The sequence below is a fragment of the Butyrivibrio sp. WCE2006 genome (assembly GCF_000701985.1).
In the GTDB taxonomy this organism is placed as follows: Bacteria; Bacillota; Clostridia; order Lachnospirales; family Lachnospiraceae; genus Butyrivibrio.
The window spans coordinates 1-12,090 of record NZ_JNKH01000038.1 but is presented as its reverse complement, the minus strand read 5'-3'; the positions used below and the strand labels follow the sequence as shown (position 1 = coordinate 12,090).

Below are 12,090 nucleotides of genomic sequence, written 5' to 3'. Positions count from 1 at the left end.
TCTAAATCCCTTATGATTTTTCTTAACGTGTTTAAGTCACGTGATTCCAACTACATGTCCAGTCTCCTTAGCAAAGAAAGCATTTTATGAGTATTATTCTACTTCATGCTAAAAAAGAAGAGAAGCACAAATGCATGCTTCTCTTCAAATATACTGCCGGCGACCGGGATCGAACTTTCCTTGTTCTTGTAAGCCTTGATAGGAAGGAGCTTTGCGGTCTCACCTTTTATTATGAACCCACTTCTGAACCTAGTTGCGGATATACATCATTTATGCATAAAGCAACTTTAACAAAATCATATTACACTTAAGAAATAAAAAATAAACAGAAGCGTCATAATACCTATCAAGCATCTTATAAATAGTGTGATAATCATTCACACCGTAAATATTGATCATTTCGTCTACTTAAGAATTCTTCCATCTCACATTTGTAAAATTACCTTTTGTACAAAAGAATAGCCTTTCGCTTATTCTTTTCGTTTAAATATTCAAGCATTATTTGGGCCGATTCACTTAAAGCTCTCCAATTCGGATCGCTATTATTCATTCCATTATGAAGATTGATATTTAATGCACTTTTGGCCGAAATATTAGCAACAGCTATTTCATCATAATTTGGTACGGGACTAAAACCAACACGCTTAGTACTATCATCCTTCGGCACTAATTCAAAAAGCCTTCTTTTTTTATTATCAAAATAAACAATAGTAATATCACGCATAATATGAGTTTCATTGCTGCTATTATATACATCAATCGAAAGTGAAAAATTGTAATACTCTGCCTCACAAGAATTGCACTCAATAAAACCTCCGCAATCATCTTGCTTCTGATATTCTTCTCTCCATTTGTTCACGTACACAAAAAGTCTTCCTTTTTGTGATAATTCATTCAATCCCCATCCAAGGACAGTTCCTAATAATGTTCCCGTTACTCCTAGTAAAGTCAATAAAACATCCGTATCCATACATTCTCCGTGAATTTCTGATGTTATTCTTTATCTTCAAATGAATAATACTCAGAGAAGTATTTTTTTAATTCATTTTTCATTTCTTCTGAATCATCTAACACCTCTATATAGTGAGTAATATAGTCTTTCAAGAGCTTTTTTGTTTCCTCTGGCGACGTTTTACTACATAAATATTGAAAAATCATATCAACACGTACTTCATTTGCTCGTTCATAAAAGCCTTTTGCATTTTCAACATTCTTAGAAATAAGAATTAAATCCACTGTATTTCTTAGTATAGCCACAAAATAAGCCAATATAAAAAAAGAAAAATAGCAATATACAAAAAATATAGCCTCAAATGCTACAAATGGAGGCTCAGCCAAATTGCTATGAATGAATAATAAACATATGATTGTCACCACTATCATACACAGTATATTAAATGCTAAGAACAAATAACTCAAATATAGTTTCTCAGTAGCTTTATCATCTTCAGCATATTTAATCAGTTCTTTTTCAAACCTACCATTTAATAATCCGCCCAAAAAAACAACTCCCGAAAAAATCAAAGCTAGAGAACCAACATAAGCTCCAATGAGGGCAACACAAATATCGTTTATAAAAATTATAAACAGATTTAAATTATCATATAGCTTAACAAACAATCCTACAATAATCATTATACATGTTGCCCAAAAAGCAAACTTGTTTTCGAATTCCCATGAAATATACTCTTTATATTTTTTGAAATCCCTAAACTGTTTGAACATGTATATCACCTCCTCAAAATCTGTGCTATACCTATTTTGGCTTCCTCTACAAAGCTATCTACGTTTTCTCTAAATCTGCGCATAAATGGCTTTGAATCGGCTGTAGATTTCACTGCCCCATGTTCATTTGTACTTTTCACTTCTGCATAACTAAATTGTGTCATTTCCTCTACTGAAATCCCCTCATTCAGCTCAACAAGTTTATTAAGGTCTTCTTGAATTATGTCTGCACTTCCATCAATACAATTTTTGCCCCTTGCCTTGTAAATAACACTTCGTTCAGTAGCATTTGATGCTTTTATTTTATCGCTCTCACTAGCCTCTTTTGCCTTTTTAATCATTTTTTCATCAGGATTAGCCGGTCTGTATGTAATAATTAACTGCTTAATATTCTTGTCATGTTTTATAGATTCTTTTATCTCATCAATAGACATCCCCTCGTTATATGTCCCCACGTAAAATGAGTACATAAAGTTTTCTTTCTGCGCACAATGATTCATTAGCTTTGCAAATGCATCATTAAACATATTCCTTCCAAATCGTTTACGTACAGAAAATGCCACATACTCATGTAGAACATCATAATAAAATTCCACTGCCTCAGTATCATCAACTGGACGAGTTTTTAATTCTCCCGTTGCATCATCACGATTCTTAACAAATAAACTAGTCGTTCTATCCAAATATCCATAAATCGAGGACTCATCTTTATCCTTTATTGAAAGAGTGTATTTTATTTCCCCCTCATGCCTCTCCCCATCATCATCCACATAAGAATACTCATCATAGAATTCGGAGTCATGTTTCAACATATAAAGAATATCCCCTGTAATTTTATATCTTAAATCGTAATTATCAACTAGATCATACACATCCTGCGAATTCAAACTTACTTTACTGAAATATACTGTACGATTCATCTTTGTCCCTCCTAGCCATTAAATAATCATTCTCAAGTTAAGTTAAATAATTAATAATTCTTCTTGTGTTAGTTACTCCGCAGATTTTTTTGAGCTATAACAACTGTATAGTTATCCATATGGCTAATATCACCGGTTTCTATAAAACCATTTTTATGCCAAAAAGATTCTGGCTGTGGATTGGCCTGAACCCATGCGAGCTGAATAGCATCAATCTTTTCCTTTCTTAATGCCTCACTTAACTCAGACACGATACTACTTCCCAATCCTTTATTCTGACATTTCAAGTCCATCATAAAAAATCCTATTAAAGCAGTTCTTTCATTTGGAAAGTCAAGTATTAAATCCAATACAGCTAAAAGCTTATCCCCATCATAATATCCAACATAGTATTTATCTGAAAGAGTCTTTCCCGGAGGACATGCTATCATATCATTTTTTATGCTCTCTTCTGTCACAAAAGGAGGACAGTACCTATAATACTGTTCATTATGTCTACATAAATTATATACGTCTACAATATCCTCTTCATCCAATATTTTGACTGTATATCGGGATGATATTTTTTTTATATTCATGCCTGTTATTCCTTAATTCCTGCTCCTATTAGCACTTCTCCCCGTAAGAAATCAGATGACATCTTGCAGAAAAATAGTAATCTTCATCATAGTATTTTTCATTTACACCATAATTCTGAATAAAGGATTTTGTCCTTTCCATATATTTTTCATTATTATGTCTGCTGATGTATTCAGCATAATCATTGACTCTAACATCAACTTTCTTCAAACCAAGCTCTATCATATAGTCCGGTATTTTCATTCCAATTAAAAAGTCTCTGCCACCAGTTTCAGCTTCTGTAAGCCACTTTTGTTTAAGAAACTGGTCATTTTCAAAAACATCATATCCTGGAGCATCAATGTAAAGTCCAGCATTTTCCATTCGTCTGCTTGGCTCTATGCATATCAGCAATCCGTCTTTCTTTGCGGATGCCACCATCTTCTTTAATACTTCTTTTGTTTTGTGTATATGGCGAAGCACAGACTGGCATATGACTACATCATATTTCTCTATAGGTTCATATTGCAAAAGATCAGCAACTTCAAATCTGGTTACATACTTTGAAGTCTTAAAAATATCTCTTCCCTTATTTATCAGTTCATCTGCTATATCCACCCCGGTATAGCTGCTTCCATACGGAACAAGTGGCAATAATCTTAATCCAAGATCTCCGTACCCACAACCAAAGTCAAGAATGCTAACTGGTCTGTTTATTTTCCAAACCTGCCTGACAAGAAATTCAAAATAATCATCGTTCCACATTTTCTGACGGGTACTTTGTAAATAGTCTAGCTCTTTATTCCAATCTTTCATCTCGACTTCTCCAATCGGTAATATCGAAAATCTCCTTCTTCTTTCAAAAATTCAAACCCAATCTTATTAAGGATATGCTGGCTTCTTACGTTTTTTACAACTGTATCAGCATTGACAGCTTCCATTTCCATCTCATCGAAAGCATATTGTATCGCAAGCATCTCCGCCTCTGTACCATAGCCTTTACCCTTAAAAGAATCATTCTGCATATGAATACTTAAGGTACATTCTCTCTTTTCCATATCAATCTGCTTTAGCTGTACTTCTCCAATGGGCCTGCCCTCAAACATGATCGCAAATATGCGCCGTGATACGTCTTGCTTTGAATCGAAATAGCGGTCGACTGCTTCCTTGTTATAGACATATTTCCTAAACATTGACATATCCATGTAAATCGCAGCGTCATTCTCCCATGACTTATATAGCTCATGACAGAGTTTTCTTGTCATTGGACATAGCTCTACTCTATAATTCACTAACCTGATTTTCTCCTTTAAATAATAATTATTCCTCAGTAGAATCTTTTAATAAGTTTTGCTCTATTTCTTCTGGAGTAGGAAGTAAATTTGATAGCTCATATTCTGATATTCCAATTGGCTCATTAGAGGTTCCCACTGCATACTTGGCAAGCACATTGTTTTTGCTCTTGCAGATAATAAGACCAAGTGTCTTATTATCTACCTCTCTTCGAATCAGATCATCTGCTATAGCTACGTATGTAGCCGTTTGACCAATGTCCCTTGCATTAAAAGCTGTAACCTTAACTTCAACCACAACATAACAGTGCAGCCAAAGATGATAAAAAAGCAAATCAATGTATTCTTCCGTTCCCTCTATCGGAAGTGGATACTCTCGTCCAACAAATGCAAATCCCTTTCCTAATTCTAAAAGGAATTTAATCACATTATCCACGAGCGCATCCTTTAGTTGCTTCTCATTATAATCTTCTTGCAGTGTGAGAAAATCAAAATTATATGGATCCTTTGTCATCTCCTGAGCCAAATCGCTTTGAGCCGAAGGCAACGCATACGAAAAGTTTGAAATAGCTTTTCCTTGCCTGGCATATAAATCTGTGCTCATAAAATTATCCAAGACTGCTCGGGACCAATTGTTTTGGATTGTCTTTTTAACAAAAAACGCAGCTTTATTACAATCATCTTTGCATCGGTCGATAATGATTCTATGGTGACCCCACGGAACAGAGAACAAATCCTCAGTTGTCAAATTTGCCACAAGCTGTGGCAAATTTTTCTTTCCATCATTTTTCTCAGATTTTGCCACAGCTTGTGGCAAAATTGATGAGCCATCATATAACTGATAAAACCGAACCATGTAGCGAATGTTTCTACTGGAAAAGCCTGAATCTGCATTGAACCTTATCTTTAAGTCATTGCTCAGCTTATTATAAAACCCACTTCCATATCTCTTTTCAGCTTCACGAACAACAATCTCTTTGCCTAGATCCCAATAAAACGCAATCAATTCTCTGTTCACACTGACAGCAGCTTTTATTTTACATTGGCTATATCTTGCCTCTATAAAATTTAGCCATTCAATATATTCTTTATCATTTGAAAGTAAAACATTACTATTGTCTGTTTTCTTCAACGTCACACACCTTATCCTTCCCTAAATAAAGATCAGTGTTCATATTATAACTCATTCCAACGATTTAGAACATACATTCTGCCTGTTATAATAAGTTTTCTCCAAATAGTCCTCTTTTGACCCTGATTTGACCCGTTTGTGACTCAAAGTTCACCTTTTATCAAAAATATTAGTATGCTACCATTATAATTACCAAGAGCAAACGACATGACCATTCCTGTCCTTAATAGCGTCACAAAACGTCACTAAATGAAACCAAAACGTCACTAAATGCACCCTAAACGTCACACATTGCATATTTCAATCTGTTTTTATGGGTGATATTATTATAATCACCAAGAAATAAACAAAATCTTTTGTAGACCAATTGTAGACCAACTGTAAATTTTCACCCGATTATAAGCGTGATAATATTATAATGCGATCAGCATTAACGAACTATTGAAGCAGCCGAACAGGTTGCTTTTTATTTTGCCAAAAAAAATACCAGAACAAAGAAAAGAGGATTATCCATCTGACACCGATCAGTCAGAGGGGTAGTCCTTTTTTCTTTGCTCTGGAGTAATGGCAGAGGTTTACCTCTGCTCGTGAAAATGAGTGCACACATTTTCACAAACGGGGTCAAGGGGCAGAGCCCCTTTGTCGGGTCGAGGGTGAAATCCCGCCCAGTCATGTGTTCGTTTGCGACACATGGTACTGGGTATTGCTTGTCGCAACACATCTATTTTCCTAACAAAGGTAGCTAGCCCTTATGACAAAAAAGAAAAGAAAAAAATAAAGAAAGAAGGAATTTATATTATGAAACAACGTGCAACTCGCCATGATGGCAGAGTAGGTTCCCATGGAGTTTACAATCCAATTCATAATGACAGAGAGTTTGATGTAGAAAACGCAGAGGACATCAATGCAGAGCTTACGGAAAACAACATCTATTGGAACTGTATCGACCAAAAACTTGTGAGGCATAAAGATCTCGATGAAAACTCTACCCCATTTCATAAAGTAGAGAAAGAATTCTATGATCTCTTTTACAAAGATCATATGGATCATCAGAACCAAAGAAATATCGAAGCCAGACATCCAGAACGCAACAGAACAACCGATGACCTGAGGACGAATCCCAAAACCTGTCCGGAGGAAACAATATACCAGATAGGTACCAAGGACAATCATGTTGACTATGAAATATTGTTAATGGCTTTTAGTGAACTTATCAGCGAGATCAGTCAAAGATATGGAAGTCATGTTCACACTCTGGACTGGGCCCTTCACCTTGATGAAGGAACCCCGCACATCCATGAACGTCATGTCTTTGATGTTATCAACAAATATGGAGATCGTCAGCCCAAACAGGAACAGGCTCTTAAAGAACTTGGTTTTGAACTTCCATTCCCTGATAAGAAGTCCGGTAAGTATAACAATCGAAAGATGAGCTTCGATGCTGAATGCAGAAAACTCTTTATGGATATCTGCAAGAAATATGGTCTTGAACTCGAGGAAGAACCAATCTATGGTGGTCAGAAGTATAAAGAAAAGACTGAATATATCATCGACAAAATAAATACAGATCTGGGGAATATCACCGCAAAATATGAAACAAAACAGACTGAATACCTTGAATTGAAAGAGAAGCTTTCTGATACAAAAGGTTTTATCAAAGAACTTTCTGAAATCGCTTACGACAAAGCATGTGAATCTCTTGTCGACAGTATCGCAGAAGGAGTCCTAAAAGAAGAAGTTAAGGAGATCAATCGCATCAAAAAAGAAATCCTGGAGTCAGATAACATTCTTTCTAAAGTGGTAAGTAAATTTGCCATTGAACAGGTAGATAAAATTCTGAACAGCTTATCGGCAGTTAAGGCAAGAGTTGTAAAGGCAGTAAAGAAGTCTTTTGCTAATACCAATACAAAAGAAAATATCACGAAAGTGATTGCTGAAAAAGCAAAGCCAAGCCTTTTAGAAGCACTTCACAAAGAAAGAGATGATATTGCTACGAACAGCAAAGAAGTGTCTAATCATGTTTACAAAAAGAATCAGGATCAGAGTCTGTGAGGTGATCATTATGAGCATATTTCAAAAAGTGAAGGAAGCTGTATCCACTAAGGAAGCAGCTTCTTTTTATGGAATTAAAGTTGGACGGAGTGGCTTATGTCGTTGTCCTTTCCATAATGACAATACTCCCAGCATGAAGGTTGATATCCGTTACTTTTGTTTTGGATGTGGAGCTAAAGGAGATGTTATCGATTTTGTCTGTAAACTGTATGGTCTTGCTCCATACGATTCAGCAAAGAAAATTGCTGATGACTTTAGTATCATCTATAGCGAAAATACCTATGACGAGCCAATGCAGTCTACTGACAGGAAGTCATATTCTCCTGATCCTGAGATTATAAAGCGAAGAAAAGAATTTGAACATCAAAGAGCACATGAACAATCCGTTCATGATGTTCTTTTTTCTTTGCATGAATACCGGGATAAGCTCAAAAGCTTTAAGGAAAGATATGCACCCTATTCCATGGATGAACTTGATAAGTGCAATCCTCTTTTTTATGAGGCGCTTGGCAATATCGATAAGGTCGAATGGATGATAGACCAGCTGACCTTTGGCTATAAGGATGAACAGATTGAATTTATAAAAAACTACAAAGGAGATATAGAAAATGTCAAACATAGAAACTCAGAACTCATCTGAGAACAAAAATATAACAGACTTACTTGATCGTGATGAAAAAGGAAAGGCAACACAGAGCAACTATAACTGTCAGCTTGTCCTCAGAGAGGATCCCCTTTTTAAAGGAGCGATACGCTTTAACGAACTCACACAGAAGATAGATATCTGTCGTGAGCTCGGTTGGAAAAGAGACTCCATAAACATCACAGATACCGATCTTGATAACATCATCACTTACATGGAGACTTTTTATGGTCTTAAGCTCGATAAGAACATTGAGCGTGCTGTAAGAGTTATAGCAAATGAAAACAGCTATCACCCTATAAGAGAAAAGCTCCTCTCTCTTAAATGGGACGGAGTACAGAGGCTTCCATATGCGCTTCATCATTTTCTTGGTGTCAAAAGGACATTACTTGCAACTGAATCCCTAAAAGTATTTATGCTTGGAGCAATAGCCAGAGTATTTAATCCTGGCTGTAAGTTTGAATACATGTTATGCCTCGTCGGTGGACAGGGTGCCGGAAAGTCAACCTTCTTGAGATTTCTTGCAATGGATGATTCATTTTTTACTGACGATATAAAGCGTCTTGATGATGACAAAGCCTTTCAGCACCTTCAGGGGCATTGGATCATCGAGATACCAGAGATGCTGGCAGTTCTCCATGCAAAGATGGTTGAGGAAACAAAATCATTTATCAGCAGACAATGTGACAACTATCGCACTCCTTATGACAGATACGCAAAAGACAGACCAAGGCAGTGTGTCTTTGCAGGCACTTCCAACAAAATAGAATTCCTTCCCATGGACAAGACAGGGAACAGAAGATTTCTTCCAATAGAAGTCAACATGGATCAGGCAGAGTGCCACATACTTGATAACGAAACTGAATCCCGTGCTTATATTGAGCAACTATGGGCTGAGGTAATGGTCATCTATAAAAGCGGAGATTATTCTCTTACACTGTCAAGGAATCTCCAAAAGCTTCTGAACTCAATACAGGAAAATTACAGTCCTGAAGACCCTACTGAAGTTGCTATTATCAATTATCTTGATGAATACCAGCCTGAATACGTTTGCGTCAAGATGCTTTACAAAGAAGCTTTGAACCATTTTAGTTATGAAACCCCAAAGCAATGGGAGTCGAATGAAATCAGAGGCATCATGGATAACAAAGCTAAGGATTACAAGAAGCTATCCAGTCACAAATTCTCTGAATATGGCATACAAAGAGCCTGGGTAAGGGTAAAAAAGACTGATTCGCCTTCCGATACGATTGAGGCATCTGCAAGTGATACGCTACCCGAGGAGTCCTACGTCCAGCAGGAACTATTTGTAAACAGTTAAACAGATAAACAGAGAAAAAAGAATAATATAATAACAACAATAGACAGTACGGAAAAACAGATCTTGAGGAAAAGCTGTTTATCCGTTTACAAGGGAATCCTTTTCACAGGGTTCCCTTTTTTTATTGGGGGAATATGAAAAAAGGTAAAAGTAAAGCTCTCTGCTGCATCGTCACTCAGCAGGATAAAGAGGAATCATACAGCATCTCACAATTGAAAAATATGGTCAGATTTGATAATCTCGACTCAGGTGAGATCCGCGAAATAAACAATATGATTTCTAAGAGAAAAACTAAATTGGTAGAGGATATCTACCGCACAGCACATCCAAACGCAAAGGAGGGATTATTCTACCACATGTCTGATGGCAGGTGGAAAAGCAAAAATCCAACATTCTACGCAAAGAGCCGTGAAGAGCTTGTTGAAAAGCTCTACAACTATTTCTTCGTTCACACCTTCCATGAAGTGTACCTGGAATGGGTTGATATGCGTATAAGGCACGGTGTAAAAGCAAAGAAAACCATCCAAGAAGATCTTAGCATGCTCAAGAATGTCTTTAGTAATGAACCCATATTTGATATGTCTATCGAGTCTATCAAAAAGAAAGACATCAAGTATATGTTTGAGCGCTGGACAGGACCTGGGCTTATCACCAGAAAAGCTTTTGTTAACCGCAAGTCAGCACTAAACGGAGTATTCACCTATGCCGCTGAAAACGAATACATTCCTATGAACTTTATTCCATCTATAGGAACCACAGAGCTCAAGTTCAAGGAGCCACGTCACATTAACAAAGCATTTCATCTTGATGACAGGGAAAAGCTCCTACAGCATCTGAGGTCACTTAAACAGGATGGATACACTTTAGCAATTCAGCTAGCCCTGTATTCGACTTTCAGAGTTGGAGAACTCCGAGCCATAAGAAGATCTGATATTCACGGCAATAAGCTCACTATTGGGCATCAGCTTGTTGAAGAGTCTAATTTCACAGTAGATGCAGCCAAAAAGACTGTATCAAAAGCACCAAGACACGTTAATGAGAAACTTCCAAAAGGAAACAGCTTCTACTCAGTAAGAGACATTACTCTTATACCAGAAGCAATGGAGATAATCAAAAAAGCCATTGAGATCAATCCTGATGGAGAATACCTTTTCATGTGCCACGGAAGGACAATCAACAATGATACTTTCAATGAACGTTTAAAAAAGTACTGCAATGATGCCGGTGTTCCTTATCTTTCAAGTCATAAGCTCCGCTTTACAGTTGCATCTACCTTGAAGGCTGCTGGAGTGAGCACGAGTTATCTTCAGAAGACATTGGGGCACTCAAACAGAGCAATGACTGAACACTATATCTACGAAGCTGTGGAAGATGAAGCAGATATGGAAGATCAGCTCGATCAGATCCTTAGCGTAGGATAAAGTTTTTATGCACAAGATGTATATCCATACAACTTTTATACATTCAGAAAAGGAAAAAAGGTTCAAACGATTTTTGAAAAGTTCAGTATTCATCGCATTTACAAGCATTTTGAAAACACTGAACCTCGTTTGAACCCCTATACACAAAAAATGAGAGCTAAAAACCCAGATAAATCAAGGCTTACAGCTCTCAAAAATGCCGGCGACCGGGATCGAACCGGTACGGGTATCGCTACCCACGGGATTTTAAGTCCCGGGCGTCTGCCAGTTCCGCCACGCCGGCTTTTATTGACAAAAAGCCGCTATTAAGCGACTTTAAAATGGAGCTTCGGGGACTCGAACCCAGGACCGACCGGTTATGAGCCGGTTGCTCTAACCAACTGAGCTAAAGCTCCTTAATTAAATGACTCCGACGAGGCTCGAACTCGTGTTACCGCCGTGAAAGGGCGATGTCTTAACCACTTGACCACGGAGCCGTATATTTCCTGCCTCACAGGATATGTTTTTGTTTAACTCCGTTAAACGAACTCCCCAAGTAGGACTCGAACCTACGACACTTCGGTTAACAGCCGAATGCTCTACCGACTGAGCTATTGAGGAAAATTGAACCGCGCTATGTGCGGTTCAAACAGACTCTGGGATACTTGCATACCAAGATCTGTTTGAAACGTACATCATGTGACTATAATCACACGGCAGGAATTACACAGTAATCGCTGCAAAAGAAGCAGTTCTCACAAACCTTCCGTACCTTCAAAACCGAACACTGAATACTTCATCTTTGATCCGCTTTTTCGTTCTATATCCATATTGGACAAGCCCTCGACCTATTAGTACACATCAGCTGAACACGTTACCGTGCGTACACCTTGTGCCTATCTACCTCATAGTCTCTAAGGGGTCTTACTGCTAATGCAGGGATATCTCATCTTGAGGGGGGCTTCACGCTTAGATGCCTTCAGCGTTTATCCCTTCCGGACTTGGCTACCCAGCCTTATGCATCTGGCGATGCAGCTGATACACCAG

11 protein-coding genes, 4 tRNA genes and 1 rRNA gene are annotated in these 12,090 nt (G+C 37.5%); 4 read left to right on the top strand and 12 right to left on the bottom strand.

What is annotated here, in order from left to right; translation table 11 throughout:
* Window positions 1-439: 439 nt before the first annotated feature.
* From T501_RS16290 to T501_RS16260, 7 genes are all read right to left on the bottom strand, one after another.
* Window positions 440-970 carry a hypothetical protein gene (locus T501_RS16290; RefSeq protein ID WP_044916162.1) on the bottom strand — a complete coding sequence of 177 codons (531 nt, stop codon included), beginning with the start codon at window positions 968-970 and terminating at the stop codon, window positions 440-442.
* Window positions 971-993: 23 nt separating this feature from the next.
* Complete coding sequence (locus T501_RS16285; protein ID WP_044916159.1) at window positions 994-1,725, bottom strand: hypothetical protein; 732 nt, start codon at window positions 1,723-1,725, stop codon at window positions 994-996.
* A gap of 5 nt (window positions 1,726-1,730) precedes the next feature.
* A complete protein-coding gene (locus T501_RS16280) occupies window positions 1,731-2,645 on the bottom strand; it encodes a DUF4747 family protein (protein ID WP_044916156.1) in 915 nt (304 codons plus the stop codon).
* A 68-nt stretch (window positions 2,646-2,713) separates the two neighbouring features.
* Window positions 2,714-3,223, bottom strand: a complete 510-nt coding sequence (locus T501_RS16275) for a GNAT family N-acetyltransferase (protein ID WP_044916153.1) — start codon at window positions 3,221-3,223, stop codon at window positions 2,714-2,716.
* 28 nt (window positions 3,224-3,251) lie between these two features.
* A complete protein-coding gene (locus tag T501_RS16270) occupies window positions 3,252-4,019 on the bottom strand; it encodes a class I SAM-dependent methyltransferase (protein ID WP_050008362.1) in 768 nt (255 codons plus the stop codon).
* Window positions 4,016-4,495 (bottom strand): GNAT family N-acetyltransferase, encoded by a 480-nt coding sequence (locus T501_RS16265; RefSeq protein WP_155994897.1) that lies wholly within the window; start codon window positions 4,493-4,495, stop codon window positions 4,016-4,018. Before T501_RS16265 ends, T501_RS16270 begins: the two co-directional genes overlap by 4 nt.
* Window positions 4,496-4,523: 28 nt before the next feature.
* Window positions 4,524-5,627 carry a PDDEXK nuclease domain-containing protein gene (locus T501_RS16260; protein ID WP_044916208.1) on the bottom strand — a complete coding sequence of 368 codons (1,104 nt, stop codon included), beginning with the start codon at window positions 5,625-5,627 and terminating at the stop codon, window positions 4,524-4,526.
* Between the two features lie 798 nt (window positions 5,628-6,425).
* On the opposite strand from T501_RS16260, the gene T501_RS16255 reads away from it, so the two are divergent.
* The 4 genes from T501_RS16255 to T501_RS20445 all read left to right on the top strand — a co-directional run bounded on the left by T501_RS16255 (window position 6,426) and on the right by T501_RS20445 (window position 11,064).
* Entirely contained in the window at window positions 6,426-7,679 is a 1,254-nt protein-coding gene (locus T501_RS16255; protein WP_044916147.1) for a coiled-coil domain-containing protein, read from the top strand.
* Between the two features lie 10 nt (window positions 7,680-7,689).
* Window positions 7,690-8,319: a CHC2 zinc finger domain-containing protein gene (locus T501_RS16250; RefSeq protein ID WP_044916145.1), complete on the top strand. Its 630-nt coding sequence runs from the start codon at window positions 7,690-7,692 to the stop codon at window positions 8,317-8,319.
* On the top strand, window positions 8,288-9,643 hold the full coding sequence (locus T501_RS16245) for a virulence-associated E family protein (RefSeq protein ID WP_044916143.1): 1,356 nt from the start codon (window positions 8,288-8,290) through the stop codon (window positions 9,641-9,643). The genes T501_RS16250 and T501_RS16245 overlap by 32 nt, the downstream gene beginning before the upstream one ends.
* A 134-nt stretch (window positions 9,644-9,777) precedes the next feature.
* Complete coding sequence (locus T501_RS20445) at window positions 9,778-11,064, top strand: tyrosine-type recombinase/integrase (RefSeq protein WP_050008361.1); 1,287 nt, start codon at window positions 9,778-9,780, stop codon at window positions 11,062-11,064.
* A gap of 197 nt (window positions 11,065-11,261) precedes the next feature.
* Here the strand turns inward: T501_RS20445 and T501_RS16235 are convergent.
* The 5 genes from T501_RS16235 to T501_RS16215 all read right to left on the bottom strand — a co-directional run.
* Window positions 11,262-11,347, bottom strand: a tRNA-Leu gene (locus T501_RS16235).
* 38 nt (window positions 11,348-11,385) lie between these two features.
* Window positions 11,386-11,459 (bottom strand) — tRNA-Ile (locus T501_RS16230).
* A gap of 9 nt (window positions 11,460-11,468) precedes the next feature.
* Window positions 11,469-11,540, bottom strand: a tRNA-Glu gene (locus T501_RS16225).
* 51 nt (window positions 11,541-11,591) lie between these two features.
* Window positions 11,592-11,664 (bottom strand) — tRNA-Asn (locus tag T501_RS16220).
* Between the two features lie 210 nt (window positions 11,665-11,874).
* Window positions 11,875-12,090 (bottom strand): 23S ribosomal RNA (locus T501_RS16215); the annotation flags it as partial.

Coding starts and splice junctions, on each gene's coding strand:
- T501_RS16290 (WP_044916162.1), bottom strand. CDS start 970: ATGGATACGGATGTTTTATTGACTTTACTAGGAGTAACGGGAACATTA.
- T501_RS16285 (WP_044916159.1), bottom strand. CDS start 1,725: ATGTTCAAACAGTTTAGGGATTTCAAAAAATATAAAGAGTATATTTCA.
- T501_RS16280 (WP_044916156.1), bottom strand. CDS start 2,645: ATGAATCGTACAGTATATTTCAGTAAAGTAAGTTTGAATTCGCAGGAT.
- T501_RS16275 (WP_044916153.1), bottom strand. CDS start 3,223: ATGAATATAAAAAAAATATCATCCCGATATACAGTCAAAATATTGGAT.
- T501_RS16270 (WP_050008362.1), bottom strand. CDS start 4,019: ATGAAAGATTGGAATAAAGAGCTAGACTATTTACAAAGTACCCGTCAG.
- T501_RS16255 (WP_044916147.1), top strand. CDS start 6,426: ATGAAACAACGTGCAACTCGCCATGATGGCAGAGTAGGTTCCCATGGA.
- T501_RS16250 (WP_044916145.1), top strand. CDS start 7,690: ATGAGCATATTTCAAAAAGTGAAGGAAGCTGTATCCACTAAGGAAGCA.
- T501_RS16245 (WP_044916143.1), top strand. CDS start 8,288: ATGTCAAACATAGAAACTCAGAACTCATCTGAGAACAAAAATATAACA.
- T501_RS20445 (WP_050008361.1), top strand. CDS start 9,778: ATGAAAAAAGGTAAAAGTAAAGCTCTCTGCTGCATCGTCACTCAGCAG.